This is a genomic window from Rhizobium sp. ERR 942 (assembly GCF_007828395.1).
Taxonomy (GTDB): Bacteria; Pseudomonadota; Alphaproteobacteria; order Rhizobiales; family Rhizobiaceae; genus Rhizobium; species Rhizobium dioscoreae.
This window is the reverse complement of record NZ_VIUA01000007.1, coordinates 191,915-210,381: the sequence shown is the minus strand read 5'-3', so window position 1 is coordinate 210,381 and position 18,467 is coordinate 191,915. Positions and strand designations below refer to the sequence as shown.

Sequence of the window (18,467 nt, the reverse complement as noted above, 5' to 3'; positions counted from 1 at the left end):
ATGCGTTGATCGTCATATCCCATCGGCGATCGCTACCAAGGAAGTGCGCTGGTCAATCAACCGGATCCGTCGTAGGGTGGCGGTTCTCAAAGCAAATAGCCTTCCCTTGCGAAACATGCTTATTCCGCGTGCTCTTCCTGTCATATCTCTCATTGGAGAACCCTCATGAACCTCGAGCTTAACGGTAAACTGGCTCTGGTCACCGGCAGCACCGCCGGCATCGGTCATGCCATCGCGGCAACTCTCCTTCGCGAAGGCGCCCATGTCATCGTCAACGGACGAACCCAAGATGCGGTCGATCGCACGGTCGCCGAACTTGCCGCGATCGGAAGTGGCCACGTTGACGGATTTGCCGGCGATCTCGGCACCGAGGCGGCGGCCGATGCGGTCACGAAGCGCTTCCCAAACGTCGAGATCCTGATCAACAACCTTGGCATATTCGAACCCAAGCCATTCGAAGAAATCCCCGATGCTGACTGGCGACGTTTCTTCGATGTCAACGTGCTTTCGGGCGTTCGTCTCGCGCGTCTTTATCTGTCGTCGATGCGCCGGCATAACTGGGGGCGCATCATCTTCATATCGAGCGAAAGCGGCGTGCATATTCCTGCCGAGATGGTGCATTATGGTGTGACCAAGGCGGCTCAGATCGCGGCAGCGCGCGGTATCGCCGAATCCGTTGCCGGCACCGCGATCACGGTCAACAGTGTGCTGCCTGGTCCAACGAAGTCGCGCGGGGTCGAGGATTTCGTCGCAGCGTTGCCCGGATCCGAAGGAAAGAGCTTCGCGCAGTTCGAGACCGAATTCTTCGAGAAAATCCGACCAACTTCACTGATCAAGCGCTTCACAACGCCCGAAGAAATAGCAACCATGGTCGCCTATATCGCGAGCCCGCTTTCCTCGGCCACCAATGGTGCGGCGCTCAGGGTTGATGGCGGCGTGGTGAAGAGCGCGTTCTGACCGTCACGGCGAGAATGCACTGTGCTCGTGAGCGGCCCATCGGCACTCCACCGACCTGAGCTTCAGCACTTGAATGGACTGCAATCATTGCTTTTCATGGTGCATGCCACCAAAAATGGCTTTCGTTATAAAAGCTAACACATCGAAGCTCGGCGCCAGCGGACGTGGTGCCCTGTTGTCGAGGCTCCACGTGTCGGCTCACGAGCCAATGAGGCCGTTGGATCAAGGCGTGCGGTCGAATGCCGGAGCTGATTGATCTATCGTTATCTCATACGCGTAGCGGTAGAATCATGGATAGGAGGACAGACATATTCGTCGGCCATTTGCAAAGAATGATTTCGCGGCATTGCAATAGTTGATAACGCACTGCAATATAGCTGTCACAAATCTGTGCAGTTAGGGTCCCGCGCAATGAGGATTTGTATTTATAAGTCGGAAAGAGCACCTGAGCTCACCCTCCTGCTGCGAGAGGGATTGCCTCTCCCGCACGACACGAAGATAGACAAATGGACCAAAATCAAGGTGGTCACCGATCGGGAAATGAGATCAGACCTTTTGATTGAGATTGGCGGTGCCGGATATGCGTTGGTGCGCCTTGGCGCGACTAGACGACATTAGCCAACAGGGGCCACCTTTCGGTCGTATTATCACCAAACGACCGTGGCGCGAATTAAGATAGCCGGCGCGTTCACGTCGGAACTTACATGCGTCCAATCCGGAATTTGTAGCCGTCCGTTTCGAAGCTTGATTGTGAACGCGTGCCGACTGTCGGGAAGGCACGCAGGTGTCCGGTTGGAGTCGCCTTCATCTTATTCATGCTTTTGATTGGAATTGCGCCCTCCTTCCTCTAACACATTGTAATATCGCCACATTCTAGGTGTCTCGACGACGTCTGCGTGGTAAGCCCGCGCAGTGGCATGAAGTTCGGCTGAAAACCGCAGGAAATGCGAGGATTCCCGCCTAGAGGGCGGCTCTCAGTCTGAGGCGCTCCTCAGGTGACAGGCGACTTGCCACGGCAATCAAGAGATTGGTCAAAACATGATCATCTGCCGATCGGTTGTTTTGGCTCTGGTAGAAATCGCTGGTTACGCTGATCCGACAGGCTGTGCTCGGCGATTTGCCGTAGCTGGCAAGAAAGGTCGTGAGCGCTTCCGTCAACTCCTGATGAAGATGATCGGCTTGGGGCACGGAGGTCAACCAGGATTGCAGCTGTTTCTCCACTCGACGCCCATCGCGTCTGGCGCGAAGAGCCACTTGCCATCTTCGGTTTGAAGAGCATACCAAGCGCGAGCATATGCCAGGCGACGCCGAAGGTCGGCGCTGCTGTCTAGCTCTGCCTTGAACCGCTCGATATTTTGAAGCACATGGGAAAGTGTCGGTGCGATTACGGACATTTAAGCTCCCCTTCTGGTAATTCATTCCTTTGTGAATTACGGGATCAAATACGCCGTCAGATTGTGTGCCAGTAGTTCAGGAATAAGATGATTTTGTTTTGCCTCTAAGGAGCTTTGCAGGAAAGCTCAGCGAGAATGGCCGATTGCTTCGAGACGGCAATTCCGACGGCCGCCAACGTCGCCGGCCCAGACAATTAATCCTGCGTTCAGGGTGGTGCGGCTAGTTAAGCGGCAATCATCGCCCCAGTTACCGTCAACTGGGGCGCTGCAATGAAGATCTCAGGCTCCGGGTTGTCGTTTCTGGAACTCTGCATTTGGGAAACGACGAGACAAAAGCGAAAGACACATGTCATCTAAAGATACTGTCAACGATTCTGCTCCAACTCCTCAGATGGCTCATCTGGATCGCGAATTCGGAATTCGCGCCACTCTCTTGTCCAACGATCAGCTGAGAACCATGGCAGCGAAGTTTGCAGAAACTCGCACGCTTGATCTCCTAAAATTCAGTGGCTTCGATTTCTATCTCCGACACAAGGAGAACGAAAACGAGATCCTGCGGGTCTATCGCGCCGCCGCCGCGGATGTCGATGCTGGCGAAAGCATCACGCCAGCTGCCGAATGGCTGCTCGACAACCACTACATTGTCGAAGAGGCAATCCAGGAAGTTCGCCGCGACTTTCCGAAAAAATTCTATCGCGAACTGCGCAAGATCAATCTCGACGGCACGGAGGTGCCGCGCACCCTCGCGCTCGCCTGGCTCTACATGGCGCATGCGCACAGCAATATCAGCAATGCTGGCATGACCGCAGTCACCGAAGGGTTCCAGGACCGCGAAACCTTACGGATCGGCGAACTCTGGGCGCTGCCTTCGCTGGTGCGCTATGTCTTGATCGACAATCTTCGCCGGGTGGCATCGCAGATCGATAAGAGCCGCGAAATGCGCGCGGCGGCCAATGCAGCGGCCACCGAGGCAATTTCGCTCGGTGACGCCGGCGCGGCGCAACATCTGGAAACGCTCGCTGCCAATCTCGACGACACGACCTTCGTCACGCAGCTCCACTATCGTCTTCGCAATGCACTCGAACCAACAGAAGCTGCGTTGAATTGGTTGGAGGCCAAACTTTCCGCCAAGGAAACGGATGCCGAAGCCGTCATGTCGGCTGAGCAGACCCGTCTCGGCGCGGCCAATGCGCTGATGGGCAGCATCATCAAGAGCCTGCGCGAGATCAACGACACCGACTGGTCGGAGTGGGTCGAAGAGGTCAGCACCATCGACAAGCTGCTCTGGCAGCAGACGGATTATGCAGAGCTCGATGCCGGATCTCGCAACAGCTACCGCCGCCAGATCGAAAAGCTCGCGAAGCGGTCCGACAAGACGGAGATGGATATCGCCGAGGCCGCCGTGCGGCTGACCGACCGTGCAAAGAATGAGAGCAGGGACGGATCTGCAAGCAACGTTGGCTACTATTTCGTCGGCGACGGGCGCCCGGCACTGGAGGCGGAAATCGGCTTCCGACCGACGCTCGGCCTGCGGTTCATGCGGATGGTCCGCAAGCTGAACTGGCTATCGATCGCCGTTCCCGTGCTTCTCCTGACTTTGCTGGCGCTCGTCTTGGTCGAATGGGCATTCGTCGACGCGGGAATGCCGCTGTTTGCGACGATCGTCCTGCTGCTGATGTTCGCGCTCCCAGCATCCGAGGGCGCGACCGGCCTCTTCAATTTCTTCGCCACGTTCTTCATCACACCGGATCGTCTCGTCGGCTATGAATTCAAGAAGGGCTTGCCGGCGGACGCCCGCACGCTTGTCACCATTCCTTCCCTGATCGGCAGGCGTGAGCACGTCGATGAACTCGTCCGCAATCTTGAGGTACATTACCTTGCCAATGCTCGCGGTGAGATCTATTACGGGCTCCTGACCGACTGGCCGGATGCCGAGGAAGAACAGACCGCCCGCGATCTCGACGTTCTCGATTATGCGCGCGGCAAGATCGCCGAATTGGAATCACGTTATTCGGAAGAAGGCAGGCAGCGCTTCTATCTGCTCCATCGCCGCAGGCAATATAACCCGGCCGAAGGCGTGTGGATGGGCTGGGAGCGCAAGCGGGGCAAGCTGCACGAGCTCAACATGCTGCTGCGCGGCAGTCAAGACACGAGCTTTATCGCGGGCTTCGATGTCGTGCCGGCCGACGTCAAGTACGTCATGACGCTGGACAGCGACACGCGCATTGTTCGTGATACCGTCACGAAGCTCGTCGGCAAGATGCACCATCCGATCAATCGCCCGGTTTTCGACGACAAGAAGCAGCGCGTCGTCGATGGCTATGGCGTGCTGCAGCCGCGCGTGACGCCGTCGCTGACGACGGGCAAGGACGCATCGACCTTCCAGCGTGTCTTTTCGGTCAATCGCGGTCTAGACCCTTATGTCTTCGCGGTTTCCGACGTTTATCAGGACATCACCGGTGAGGGTACCTTCACCGGCAAGGGCCTTTATCACGTCGACGCCTTCGAAGCCTCGCTGAAGGGTCGGATCAGTGAGAACTCGATATTGAGCCACGACCTGCTCGAAGGCTCGATGGCGCGATGCGGTCTGGTGACGGACTGCGAGCTCGTTGAAGATTTCCCCATTCGCTACGAGGTCGAAGTCTCGCGTCAGCATCGCTGGGCTCGCGGCGACTGGCAGCTTATTCCGTACATTTTCGACGAGCGCCGTGGCATTACCGCGCTCGGCTGCTGGAAGATGCTCGACAATTTGCGTCGCTCGCTGACGCCGATCGCCTGGTTCTTCGCTTCCGTGCTCGGTTGGTACTGGATGGATCCTTTCGGCGCGCTCATCTGGCAGATCCTGCTGATCTTCAGCCTGTTCGTTGCCCCGACATTGTCGCTGATCAATGGTATCATCCCGCGAACCAGCGACATCATCCTGCGGGCGCATCTTCATACCGTCTGGAAAGATATTGAGAATGCCAATGCCCAGGTGGCGCTGCGCATCATCTTCATCGCCGACATCGCCTGCGTCATGGCGGACGCGATTGTCCGCTCGCTCTACCGCATGTTCGTCAGCCGCAAGCTGATGTTGCAGTGGCGCACCGCCGCAAGTGCGCAGGCCATGGCGCAGACGACGATCCTCGGCCATTACAAGGTTATGTGGCGCGCCCCTCTGCTGGCCATTGTGGCGCTGGTCTTCGCCGCCTCTTCCGGCGACATAGCCTGGCTGGTCGGACTTCCCTTCGCGTTTCTCTGGGTGCTGTCGCCAGCCATCGCCTGGCTGGTCAGCCAGACGGCGGAAACCGAAGATCGGCTTGTTGTGCCCGACCACGTCCGCAACGAATTGCGCAAGATCGCGAGACGTACCTGGCGCTACTTCGACCACTTCGTCGTTCCCGATCAGCACTTCCTGCCGCCCGACAACGTTCAGCAGACGCCGCATGCGGTCGTCGCCATGCGTACATCGCCGACCAATATCGGCGTCTATCTGCTGTCGGTCATTTCGGCGCGTCGTTTCGGCTGGATTTCGTTCGAGGACGCGGTCAAGCGCATCGAACAGACGATCGAGACGGTCGAAAAGCTGGAAAAATATCGAGGTCATCTCTTCAACTGGTATCATACGGACACGTTGAAGCCGCTGGGCCGCAAATATGTATCCTCAGTCGATAGCGGAAATTTTGCCGGCCATCTGATCGCCGTTTCATCCGCATGCCGCATCTGGGCCCAGTCTCCTCTTGCCCATATCCACACCGATCTCGACGGCATCGGCGATGTCGCGGCAATTCTGCGCGAGGTGCTTTCGGAGCTTGATGACGATACGCGGTCGAACCGATCCCTTCATGACCGGCTGGACGGCCGTATCGCCGAGCTTGAAGCGGCGGTCGCGACCGGTAAACGCGAGAAGGAATTCTCCTCTGGCCTCATCGAACGATTTGCCGGGCAGGCTCGGGAAATCCGCGAACTTGCCGGAAGCCTTGACAGGGAAGTCAAGACCACGCGGAGCGAGGAAGTCGTCCATTGGGCGGAGAAGCTGGTCGAAACCTGCGAACTCCATCAGGTCGACAAGGCTTTCGATCCCGCCCAGGCACCTGATATCAGCGAAAGGCTGATCCGGATCGGCAATCGCGCCCGTGAAATCGCCTTCGATATGGATTTCAGCTTCCTCTATCGCCCGGAGCGCCGGTTGCTATCGATCGGCTTCCGCGTCGAGACGGAAGAAGTGGATGCCGCCTGCTACGATCTACTTGCTTCGGAAGCTCGTCTGACGAGCCTCTTCTCCGTAGCAAAAGGTGATCTCCCGACCGAGCACTGGTACAAGCTCGGCCGCCACGTCGTGCCCGTCGGCACGCGCGGTGCGCTGGTCTCGTGGTCCGGCTCGATGTTCGAATATCTGATGCCGCCTCTCGTCATGCAGGAGCGCAGCGGCGGGATTCTCAACCAGACCAACAATCTGATCGTTCTCGAGCAGATGAACTATGCGCGCAAGCTTGGCACGCCGTGGGGCATCTCGGAAGCGGCCTTCAACGCCCGCGATCATCAGATGAACTATCAGTACAGCAACTTCGGGGTGCCGACGCTCGGCCTGAAACGCGGTCTCGGACAGAACGCCGTCATCGCGCCTTACGCCTCGTTGCTCGCCAGCCAATATAATCCGGTCGCGGCCCTCGAAAACCTCGAGCGGTTGCGGGCCGTCGGCGCGCTCGGCATGTATGGTTTCCATGATGCCGTCGATTTCACGGCAAGCCGCGTGCCGGAAGGCAAGCAATGCGCGGTGGTTTACAACTACTATGCGCACCATCACGGCATGTCGATCGCCGCTGTCGCCAACGTGGCTTTCGACGGCCTGCTGCGCGAGCTGTTCCATGCGGATCCGGTAATCGAGGCAGCCGAATTGCTGCTGCAGGAAAAAGCGCCGCGCGATATTCCCGTCATGGCCTCGAAGCACGAAACCGACGCGCCCGCGACCATCCAAGGCGACCTGATGCGTCCGGAAGTGCGGCGCCTGGAAGATCCGGCCTCACGCGAGCGCGAATTGCTGCTGTTGTCGAACGGCCGTTACTCCACGATGCTGACGGCGACCGGCTCCGGCTACAGCCGCTGGAAAAATCTCTCCGTCAATCGCTGGCGTGCCGACCCGACCGAGGATCGATGGGGATCGTTCGTCTTTCTGCGCGACACCGCATCGAACGAATGGTGGTCCGCAACGGCGGAGCCGCGTTCGATCGCCAACGAGCATGTTCGGGTGAGCTTCAGTGACGACAAGGCGGAGTTCATCAAGACCGTCGGCGAGCTGACGAGCGAAATGGAAGTCTTCGTCGCAAGCAATTACGATGCCGAAGGCCGCCGTCTGACGATCAGCAACACCGGCACGGAAGATCGAGTGATCGAGGTGACCTCCTATATGGAGCCTGTCGCCACTCTCGATGCCGTCGATACTGGTCACCCCGTCTTTGCCCGCATGTTCCTGAAGACAGAAATCGCCCCGAAAGGTGACGCAATCTTCGTCGAGCGGCAGAAGCGTGGCGTGACGGATCCCGAGGTCGCCATCGCCCATCTCGTCGTCGATACGTCGGGCGAGAGCCTGCAGACACAGTATGAGACGGACCGCATGCGCTTCCTTGGGCGGGGGCGCACGCTAACGGAAGCTGCCGCGTTCGACGCAGGTGCGGAACTTTCCAACTCGAGCGGCTTCACGATGGATACCTGCCTGTCGCTGCGCCGGACGCTTCGCGTGCCGGCCGGTGAGAAGGTCAGCGTAACCTTCTGGACCATTGCCGCGGCCGAACGCACCGAGCTCGAGGCTGCGGTCGAGCACTATCGCCAGCCGGAAAGCTTTGCCCAAGGTCTTGTTCAGGCCTGGACGAGAACGCAGAGCCAGCTGCGCCAGATCGGCGTCAATTCGAAGGAGGCGGCCGCCTACCAACGCTTTGCCCGCTACATCATCTATCCGGACATGGCGCTGCGTGCCGACAATAAGACGGTCCGCGAAGGCCTCAAGTCGCAGTCCGTGCTCTGGGCCGCGACATTGTCCGGCGATGCACCACTGATGACCTTGCGCATCACCGACGAGCTCGGCACCGATCTCGTCAAGGAACTCCTGCGTGCGCAAGGCCTCTTGCAATCGCGCGGCGTCGAGGTCGATCTTGTCATCTTCAACGAGCGCACCGGCGAGGCGGCTGCCGAAATGCAGCGCACCATCGACCAGCTCTGTGACGCGGCGCGTCACGCCAGCGAGGTCGCCGGGATCCAGCGCAATATCTATGTCCTGCGGAGGGATCTGACGACTCCGGAAGCCTATGACGCCATCATCGCCGCCTCGCGCGTCGTGCTGCGTGGTCGCGATGGCAGCCTCATCGATCAGGTGCAGAAGGCCCGTTCCATTTCCGGTTCGCCTGCGCTGCTTGGTCAGTGGGGTGATTCTACCCTGGTGCCACGTATGGTTCGCGACACTGCCGGGACGCCCCCGGTCGATGGCAGCGATCTTGCCTTCTGGAACGGCTATGGCGGCTTTGCGGCCGATGGCAGCGAATATGTCGTGCGCCTGTCCGGCGGCGAACAGACGCCGCATCCGTGGGTTAACATCATAGCCAACGAGAGCTTCGGCTTCCATGTCTCGGCGGAAGGCGCTGCCTTCACCTGGAGCCAGAATTCCCGCGATCATCAGCTGACGCCTTGGACCAACGACATGGTCACAAACCGTCCAGGTGAGGCCTTCTATCTGAAGGATCTCGACCGCGGCTCCGTCATCGTGCCCTACGCGTCGCTCGCGCAGCGCGCAGACACGCGCTTCGAAGCCCGGCATGGCCTTGGCTACTCGATCTTTTCGACGGTTCAGGACGAGATTTCCCTGGAGGTCACCCAGACCCTCGACATGGAAAAGCCCGTCAAGCTGACGCAACTGCGTATCCGCAACCATGCAGGCGAAGCACGCAAGCTGCGGCTTTACGGCTATGCCGAATGGATTTTCGGCAACAACCCGACCAAGAGCAAGCCCTTCATCATCTCGAGCTTCGACAGCGCGAGCGGAGCGGTCTTTGCGAAAAATCCGTTCAGCGTAAGCTTCGGGACGCGAGTTGCGGCTTTTGCTGCAAGCGAAGCACCGTCGAGCGTCTCCACCAGCCGCCGCGAGTTCATCGGCCGGCACGGGACGATCCAGCAGCCGCGCACGGTTTCGGCCGGTTCGCGGCTCTCCAATGCCGTCGATCTCGATGGTGATCCCGCAGCCGCTATGGCATTCGACCTGACGATCGAGTCAGGTGAAGTGCGCGACATCTGCTTTTATATGGGTGATGCCGCCTCGCAGGAGGAAGCCGCCGCTCTCATCGCCGACATCCGCTCCATCGGTTTTGCGGAGGTTCTAGAGAAGACGCGTGAGTTCTGGAAGAGCTTCACCGGCAAGACGCACGTCTCGACACCGGACAAGCGGCTTGACTTCATGGTCAACAATTGGCTGCCCTATCAGACCTATGGCTGCCGCATCATGGCCCGTACCGCCTTTTACCAATCGAGCGGTGCGTGGAACCTGCGCGACCAGCTGCAGGATTCGCTGGCCTTCCTGCTGCATTCGCCTGAGATCGCCCGCAAGCAGATCCTCAATACCGGCCGCCGTCAGTTCCCAGAAGGCGATTTCCAGCACTGGTGGCTGGAAGATAGCGGTGCCGGCGTTCGCACGAACATCTCCGACGATCCGGTCTGGCTTGCCTATGCCCTCGACCAATATTGCACGGTGACCGGCGACGCCTCGATCATGGACGAGATGCTGCCCTTCGTCGAAGGCGCGCAGCTCAGCCCCGGCCAGTACGACGCCTTCCTGCAGCCACGTGTCTCCGACGAGACCGCATCGCTCTACGAACATGCCGCTCTAGGCCTCGATCTCGCGATCAAGCGCACGGGCGTCAACGGGTTGCCGCTGATGATGAGCGGTGACTGGTGCGACAAGATGGATCGTGTCGGCATCGCCGGCCGTGGTGAAAGCGTTTGGCTGGGCTGGTTCCTCGCGGGCGCCTTGCGTCGCTTCATCGCCTATGCGGAAAAGCGCGGCGACACGCAACGCGTCAGCCGTTGGGCGGATCATCTTGAAAAGCTCAAGGCCGCGATCGAAACGGCCGGATGGGATGGCGAATATTATCGCCGTGGTTACTACGACAACGGCGCGCCTCTCGGCTCCAGCCAATCGGCGGAAGACAAGATCGACTCGATCGCCCAATCCTGGAGCGTGCTCTCCGGCGAGGGAGATGCCGATCGCAGCAACATGGCCATGAACGCGGTCCTCGATAAGCTGGTTGATGAGGAGGGCAAGTTCATCCGCCTGCTGACGCCACCTTTCGTCAAGCCGGTCAATGATCCCGGTGTGATCAAGGCCTACCCGCCAGGTGTCCGCGAAAACGGCGGCCAATACACGCATGCCGCCATGTGGACGGCTCTTGCCCTTGCCCGGATGGGCCGCGGCGAGGACGCCTGGCGCGCGGTCGAAATGCTGAACCCCATCAACCACGCGCTCGACAAATCGTCCGCGGAGACCTATCGCGTCGAGCCCTATGTCATCGCCGGCGACGTTTATGGAGAAGGCGACCTCAGGGGCCGCGGTGGCTGGAGCTGGTACACCGGTTCGGCCGGGTGGTTCTATCGCGTCGCAATCGAAGGTATCCTCGGCATTCGCACCGACAGCGGGCGATTGCACATCAAGCCTGCGCTGCCGGCCGGATGGGACGGCTACTCGGCTGCGCTGGAACTGCCCAGCGGTCGATACGAAATTTCGGTTTCGAGAGTTGATCCGACAGGAGGATATGCGATCACGATCAATGGGACCGCAATTGATGATCCGCGGGAGGGATATTTACTCGCGGCATCGTAGGCGAAATCTCGCTGTAATCCAGCCATCCGCCGAATTATCGAGTATGTATGAATTGGAAATTGGAGGCAGAGCCAATCAGGCCACCTCCAATTCACCAGCTGCGCGCTCTTATCTCCTTCGGAGGGAGTTTATCGAATTGAGTCTGCAACTGAGGCCAGCGGCCGTTTGACAATAGAATACCTCCGCTATCGTGTTCGGACCGCGGCCTGCCAGCAGAATGAAGCGCCAGATGTATCGATGCGAAAACCTTGCTGATCGACGAGCACCACCATCCAACAGGAGGCCAGTCTCGGTAGCTGGGTATTCGACTAATTCGCGCGAGGCTTTCGCGGGGTGCGGCCTCTGCTCGGCGCGGCGTCAGCCACAGGGCGCCAATTAAATCGCGAAGCAGGTGGCCGAGACCGGGAGCGTAGTCACAGGGGCAAGGCGCCGCGCCTCGCCATTCGCAAAGCCAGGGTGCGCCTTCTCTTCCCGTCCAAGTACTCGTGCGGCCTCAGACCGATCTTATAAGCTCTTCGCCAAGCCCAAGCACTGGCGCAGAAAAGCTGGGGGCGCACGATCTCTTGCGGCGCTTTTTCTTCGCGTGCCAGTCCGGCAGAAGTCTAATCGACGACCGTGCCACTCCCGGTGACGTTAGGGATAGATGCTCGCAGGGAGCAATTACCCATCGGCGCTGTTAATCGCAGCGCCGAATGGTTTTAGTGATCTGGTCGCCGTTTTCATCGGTGCGTGTGACAGTCCTTGTCATGCAGCCGCCGCGATCATTATATCGATCGTAACGGTCACGATCGCGAACCGATCCAATGGCAACGCCCCGATCGGTTAAGGCAACATACGGATGGTGATGGCGATGATGGCGATAGCCCTGATCATAGGAAGGCCCATCAATGACGACCTCTTCCGCAACCGCAGCCACAGGTAAACCAGCACCGATGAAGATGGCCGCACAGGCAATAATTATCTTTCGCATTTGCGTATCCTCCTTAATTTCCCTTATGATCAACTGCCAAAGTGAAATAATGTTCCACACGGCTCGCCTAGTGGCCGAGTATCGTCGAAACCTCTTCACATCCGTATGCCAGCGCGTCGCGCATCTCATTTCCCAATATGTCTCGCTGACGGTGCTGGTCGGTAAACATGCGCTCCAGCGTCTGGCCCAACATTTCAGCTTCCGTCCAGCCCAGGATCGACGGTGCCACATGGTCCACGCGGCAGCGCTGCTTGGACATTATCCGGTTGGAATAGCCCGAGAGGTTATCTCCGGACCTGGCGCGCATAAGCAAATGCGCAAAGCACACAGTTTCGGTGCGCGGGCGAAACTCGTCTGACACCACTTCTCACGGATTCGATCCCTCCACACCCGCGCTATTGGTGTTCTCGGGAGTTGCTATGCGGGGATTTCATGAGTTATTGCCGAAGGGTCATAAAGTTTTTGGGACAGGAGCCTTGACACTCTAGGACCAATGCAATCTAGTCTAGTTGTCAGACATCTTACATAGAGTGGAACGAGTGCCTGGCAATGGAGGATCTATGAAACGTTTCGTGAAATGTACGGCAATCGCCGCGGCCGTCCTCGCAATGGCATCCCTCGCGCATGCGGGCGCAACGCTTGATCGCGTCATGTCAAAGAAAAGCATGGTGGTCGCGACGAACAGCGGCTGGCCACCACAAAGCTTCCTCAACGACAATAATGAGATGGTCGGCTTCGATATCGACGTCTCCCGAGAGATCGGCAAGCGCCTTGGCGTGGAGGTCAGCTTCCAGACCCCAGACTGGGCAACCCTCACGGGTGGGCACTGGCAGGGCCGCTACGATGTCGGTGTCGGCTCGGTTACACCCACCAAATCCCGCGCCCAGGTCATCGATTTCGCCGGCATCTACTATTACAGCCCTTATGTCTACGTGGTCCATAAAGACAGCCCGCTGAAGTCCGTTGGCGATCTCAACGGCAAGGTGATCGGGGTCGAAACGGCAACCACTTCGGAAGACTTCATTCGCCGCAATTTGCAGATCGACGCGCCAGGTATGCCGCCAATTCAATATAAGGTCGAGCCTGGCGAAGTGCGTACCTTCGCTGATTCCATGCTTCCCTTCGACGACCTGCGCCTCGGTCCGGGCGTACGCCTCGACGCCGTCATCGCGCCAGAACAGACCGCTTTGAATGCGATCAAGAACGGCTATCCGCTTCGCATCATCCAAGGCGAATATGCCTTTCGTGAACCACTTGTGGTCATTGCGGAAAAAGGTGATTCAGAATGGACCGCCAAGGTTGGCGAGATCATCAAATCCATGAAAGCCGACGGCACGCTCGGAACGCTTACCAAGAAGTGGTACGGCGCGGATTACAGCACCGACTGATCAAGCTCGGGTCAGGGCGGCAGCCCCGACCCTTTTTCTTCCCGATTGCCTTGAAAGATCGACCATGTCGTATCCCGACACCTATTATCGCCGAACGATGAGTGAGACTGCCGCACGGCCCGCGCTGAGTGGCCCGGTCGAATGCGATACGGTGATCATCGGCGGCGGCCTTGCCGGATTGACTACGGCCTTGCAACTCGCGCGCGCCAATCTCAACGTCGTCGTGCTGGAGGCCGAATCCGTCGGCTTTGGCGCTTCCGGCCGGAATGGCGGCTTCGTCAGCGCGGGGTTTGCCACCGACAGCGCGGCGATCGCCCGCGTCACCGGCACCGAAACCGCAAAGGCCATTCACCGCCTTTCCATCGAGGGCGTCGACTTCGTTCGCGATACCATCCGCGATCTCGATATTGCCGACGCTAAGCTGACGCCGGGCATCATCAGCGCGCTGCGATATGACGGCGGTGACGGCCTCAAGCGCTATGCCGAAGACATGAACCGCGATTTCGGCAGCGATCTCGAATTTATGGACCGCGATCAGCTTCGCGCCATTTTGAAATCCAATCGCTATTTTCAGGCCCTCCACAGCAAGAAGTCCTTCCACATCCATCCGCTGAATTATCTGCGAGCGATAGCCCGCGAATTCGAGCGCCTCGGCGGGCGCATATATGAAAGTTCGGCGGCGACCGGTTGCCAGCTCGCGGGCGCCCAGAAGATCGTGCAGACGGCGCGTGGCCATATGAAGGCGCGCCGGGTCGTGCTGACGACGGGCGGTTATACCGGCCAGTTGGTTGGCAAGCTCAAGCGCTCTTTCCTGCCGATCGCCACCTATGTGATGATCTCCGAGGAAAATCCCGATCTGATCGCCCAAGCGATCACGACACGCTGCGCGATCGGCGACAACCGCCGCGCCGGGGACTATTATCGCGTCGTGGAAGACGGCAGGCGTCTTCTCTGGGGCGGGCGCATCACCACGCGCGCCGCCTCGCCGGTAGCGCTCGCCCGCGAATTGCGTCGCGAAATGACTGGGACTTACCCGCAACTCTCCGAACTCAAGACCGAGCTCGCCTGGTCAGGGCTAATGTCCTACGCCCGTCACCTCATGCCACAAATTGGCGAGATGATGCCGGGTGTCTGGCATTGTACCGCGTTTGGTGGCCACGGTCTCAATACGACCGCGATTGGTGGCAAGATCGTGGCGGAGGGGATTCTGGGCCAATCCGATCGTTACCGCCTGTTTCAGCCCTTCGGTCTCGTCTGGGCCGGCGGGATTGCCGGACTCGCGGCGGCACAACTCACCTATTGGAAGCTGCAGGCACAGGACTGGTGGCGCGAAAGAGCCGCCTAGAAAGATCATCAAGGGGAACGATGATGCTTGGAAGATTGATCTTGAACTACCCGGACGCGGCACGACGAACCGGGCTGCTGCTCCTGCTGACGCTGATGACCACTGTTTTATACGCGCTTGGCATCAGTTCGGCCTGGATTGGCAAGCTGGTGCCGATGACGGTTGGCTGGCTGACGGACAGTCCCCAGGCAAGCCGGCTCGTCTCCGCCGTGCTGATCTCCCTTATCATCGCCGTCAACATCAAGCTTCTGAGATTGTTGCCGCGCGGTCAGCAGATCGTGGGTGTGTGGATCGAGCTCCTCACGCTCCTGCTGCTCTTCTTTTATACATTCGATCTTTCCTATACCTTCATTGCCAAAAAGATCGGGTTCCTCATCTCACAGGGTGTGGTGACGACACTCTACATATCCGCCATATCGATCATCATCGCCACCGTGATCGCGTTGGCGGGCGCCATCGCGAAATTGTCGCGAAACGGCGTCATCTACGGCCTTGCGACGTTCTACACTTCGCTCTTTCGCGGTCTGCCGCTCCTGATGCAGATCTATATCATCTATCTCGGCCTGCCTCAGGTCGGTTACGTCATCAGCGCCATACCGGCGGGCATCTTGGCGCTTTCCCTGTGCTACGGTGCCTACATGACGGAAATCTTTCGCGCCGGTATCCAGAGCATTCCGCGCGGTCAATCCGAAGGCGCGACAGCTCTGGGGCTCAGCCCGAACCAGACCATGTTCCTGGTAATCCTTCCGCAAGCGATGCGCGTCATCATCCCGCCAACGGGCAATCAGTTCATCGCCATGCTGAAGGATTCCTCGCTCGTCTCGGTCGTCGGCGTCTGGGAGATCATGTATCTTGCCCGCACCCAGGGTCAAACGGAGTTCCGCCACATCGAAATGCTTATCACCGCTTCGATGATCTACTGGATTCTCTCCATGGCGCTGGAATTCCTTCAGGCTCGCATCGAAGAGCGATTTGGCCGCTTCAATGCCCGATAGCCCTCATCCGCCGACCCTCAGGGCCAGCGCCAATCTGCCCGCTATCGGCGGCGTCCTGGCCGCCTTCGGCGTCTTTTCCGGCTGCGATGCGCTGGTGAAACTGATGAGTGCGGATGTGCGGGTGCCACAGGTGACATTCATGACCACCTGCGCGGCATTCGCGCTCGTCATTGGACGCGCGGCCTCGAACGGCACGCTCAGCGGACTGGTGCCGAAACGGCCGCGGCTTGCGCTTCTGCGCGCCTTGCTACTCGCCGGCGATACGCTCCTCATCCATTATGCTTTCGCGATGCTTCCGCTCGCGCAAGCCTATGTCCTAGCGTTCCTGACACCGGTTCTCGTTGCCGTTCTCGCCTATATCCTTTTGGGAGAGCGGCTGTCCTGGACCGGTCAGTTGGGTGTGCTGCTTGGTTTTGCCGGCGTGGCCGTCGCGCTCAGGCCCGCTGGCGTGATGCTGAACTTCGGCCACGCCGCGGCGATTGGCTCGGCGCTCCTGTTCGCCGCCTCGCTCATTCTGTTGCGCGTCATCGAGGCAGAAGAAAGCGACGATGCCTTGGTCGCCGCCCTTCTCTTCATGCTTGGCTGCGGCGCATTTGGCGTCACCATGGCGACGGGCGGCTTCGGCCGCGTCGCGTTGCCCACCTTGGCGTATGCCGGGCTGGCGGGCACACTGCTCTACGCCGGACATGCATTTCTCGTGCGCGCCTTTCGCAGTGGCGATGCCTCGGTTCTCGCCCCTTTTCAATACAGTCAGATCATCTGGGGCTGCCTTTATGGCGTGATGCTGTTCGGCAATCCGATTGAAACCTATACGATCGCCGGCGGGGTTATCATCATCCTGTCGGGCTGGCTCGTTCTCAAGTCATCCAGGGAGATAAATTGATGTCACAGCCCCGCATCGAACAGCCGGAAATCGAACTGTCAGGCGTACATAAATGGTATGGTCACTACCATGCGCTGGACGATATCAATCTTTCGATCCGCAAAGGCGAGCGCGTGGTCATATGCGGCCCGTCCGGTTCGGGAAAATCGACGCTTATCCGCTGCATCAACCGGCTCGAAGCGCACCAGGAGGGCCGGATCGCCGTGCGCGGTACCGAGCTTTCGGAAAACGAGAAGAACATAGACGAGATCCGTCGCGAGGTTGGAATGGTCTTCCAGCATTTCAATCTCTTCCCACATCTCACTGTTTTGCAAAACTGCATTCTTGCGCCCGTCTGGGTGCGTAAGATGGACAGGTACAAAGCAATCGAAATCGCGAGGCATTATCTCGAACGGGTTCGCATTCCCGAGCACGCCAACAAGTTTCCTGCCCAGCTTTCCGGCGGCCAGCAACAGCGCGTCGCGATCGCCCGCGCGCTCTGCATGCAGCCGAAGGTCATGCTTTTTGACGAGCCAACCTCGGCGCTCGATCCTGAAATGGTCAAGGAAGTTCTCGATACGATGGTATCGCTTGCCGATACCGGTATGACGATGATCTGCGTCACCCATGAAATGGGCTTCGCGCGCCAGGTCGCCGACCGCGTCATCTTCATGGATCGCGGCGCGATCGTCGAGGAAGCGACGCCGGCGGAGTTCTTCGACAATCCTCGGAACGAGCGCAGCAAACTCTTCCTAAGCCAGATCCTGCATTGAAGGCAGGGCCGGCCGCCACTTTCGCGGCGCGAGTTATCGCGCCGCGGAGCTGAGCGGCATCGGCGCCTGAGGAAAGCCGCCGACATGGGTGCAGGTGATCGCGGCCCTGTCGCGGCCGGCCGCCATGCAGGCCGACAGCGGCATCGAAGCAATGAAAGACGCGAGGAAGCCAGCAATGAAGCTGTCTCCTGCCCCTGTCGTATCGATGACTTGAACCTTGGAAATGCCGATCTCGGCCCTCTCCGATCCGCGCGAGGCAATCGCCCCGTCGGCGCCGCACGTGACGACGGCACAGATCGCGCCGCCCCTGATCATATGCCACAGCATGGCTTCGGCCTTGTCACCACGAGCGCCGGCGGAAGCAAAAGCGACTGTCAGTCCCGCGACGCCCAGATTTTCAGGACTTGCATTGACGGAAATGTCCTGGGACACGCTCACGCCATCAGCGGCGAGCCGGCGACGCAAGGCGCCGCCGTCATCCATCCAGCCGAGATGGACGTGATCGACATCCTTCAGAATAGCAACCTCGCTCTCGCTCGGTCGATAGCCCGCGCAGACGCCGAACTCTTCAAAGACCATGATCCGGTCACCAACAGCGGTCTGCTCGATGTCCGTATAGGCGGTCACGCCGGGACGGAGACGAACATGATCGGTTTTGACGCCATTCTCCTTGAGTATGTGTTTTGTCCGGACACCGTCCAGGTCATCGCCTACCGCCCCAAAATAGGTGGCCGACTGACCGAGCCGGGCGAGTTGAACCGCGACATTCACGGCGTTTCCGCCGACGAGCGACTGGGCCACCGGCGGCAGAAAGCGATCGATACAATTGTCACCGACGGTCGCAAATCGAAAAAGCGGCATTCGTCCCCCCGCGGAAAAACCAGCTGTTAATGACGCTTGCAGCCGCGAGCGCCTTCAGCGTCCGCGGCTAGGCTGCTTGTTTC

10 protein-coding genes are annotated in these 18,467 nt (G+C 59.2%); 7 read left to right on the top strand and 3 right to left on the bottom strand.

What is annotated here, in order from left to right; genetic code table 11:
* Positions 1-165 precede the first annotated feature (165 nt).
* Together FBZ97_RS27055 and FBZ97_RS27050 are read left to right on the top strand one after the other, a co-directional pair.
* Entirely contained in the window at positions 166-957 is a 792-nt protein-coding gene (locus FBZ97_RS27055) for an SDR family NAD(P)-dependent oxidoreductase (RefSeq protein ID WP_113352158.1), read from the top strand.
* A 1,785-nt stretch (positions 958-2,742) separates the two neighbouring features.
* Complete coding sequence (locus FBZ97_RS27050) at positions 2,743-11,190, top strand: glucoamylase family protein (protein ID WP_246661871.1); 8,448 nt, start codon at positions 2,743-2,745, stop codon at positions 11,188-11,190.
* 676 nt (positions 11,191-11,866) lie between these two features.
* Here FBZ97_RS27050 and FBZ97_RS27045 read toward each other — a convergent pair.
* Positions 11,867-12,220, bottom strand: coding sequence for a hypothetical protein (locus tag FBZ97_RS27045; protein WP_145322941.1), 354 nt, complete (start codon positions 12,218-12,220; stop codon positions 11,867-11,869).
* A gap of 7 nt (positions 12,221-12,227) precedes the next feature.
* The gene (locus FBZ97_RS27040) at positions 12,228-12,419 is read right to left on the bottom strand and encodes a hypothetical protein (protein ID WP_145322939.1); all 192 of its coding nucleotides are present in this window, start codon (positions 12,417-12,419) and stop codon (positions 12,228-12,230) included.
* A 349-nt stretch (positions 12,420-12,768) separates the two neighbouring features.
* Between FBZ97_RS27040 and FBZ97_RS27035 the strand changes: the two genes are divergently transcribed.
* The 5 genes from FBZ97_RS27035 (at position 12,769) to FBZ97_RS27015 (ending at position 17,523) form a co-directional block, all read left to right on the top strand.
* Positions 12,769-13,548, top strand: coding sequence for a transporter substrate-binding domain-containing protein (locus tag FBZ97_RS27035; RefSeq protein WP_233788550.1), 780 nt, complete (start codon positions 12,769-12,771; stop codon positions 13,546-13,548).
* A gap of 64 nt (positions 13,549-13,612) precedes the next feature.
* A complete protein-coding gene (locus FBZ97_RS27030) occupies positions 13,613-14,893 on the top strand; it encodes an FAD-binding oxidoreductase (protein ID WP_145322937.1) in 1,281 nt (426 codons plus the stop codon).
* 23 nt (positions 14,894-14,916) lie between these two features.
* On the top strand, positions 14,917-15,888 hold the full coding sequence (locus tag FBZ97_RS27025; RefSeq protein WP_145323061.1) for an amino acid ABC transporter permease: 972 nt from the start codon (positions 14,917-14,919) through the stop codon (positions 15,886-15,888).
* The gene (locus FBZ97_RS27020) at positions 15,878-16,771 is read left to right on the top strand and encodes a DMT family transporter (protein ID WP_145322935.1); all 894 of its coding nucleotides are present in this window, start codon (positions 15,878-15,880) and stop codon (positions 16,769-16,771) included. The genes FBZ97_RS27025 and FBZ97_RS27020 overlap by 11 nt, the downstream gene beginning before the upstream one ends.
* The gene (locus tag FBZ97_RS27015; protein WP_145322933.1) at positions 16,771-17,523 is read left to right on the top strand and encodes an amino acid ABC transporter ATP-binding protein; all 753 of its coding nucleotides are present in this window, start codon (positions 16,771-16,773) and stop codon (positions 17,521-17,523) included. Before FBZ97_RS27020 ends, FBZ97_RS27015 begins: the two co-directional genes overlap by 1 nt.
* A 33-nt stretch (positions 17,524-17,556) precedes the next feature.
* On the opposite strand, the gene FBZ97_RS27010 is transcribed toward FBZ97_RS27015, so the two are convergent.
* A complete protein-coding gene (locus tag FBZ97_RS27010; protein WP_145322931.1) occupies positions 17,557-18,384 on the bottom strand; it encodes a PfkB family carbohydrate kinase in 828 nt (275 codons plus the stop codon).
* Between the last annotated feature and the right edge of the window lie 83 nt (positions 18,385-18,467).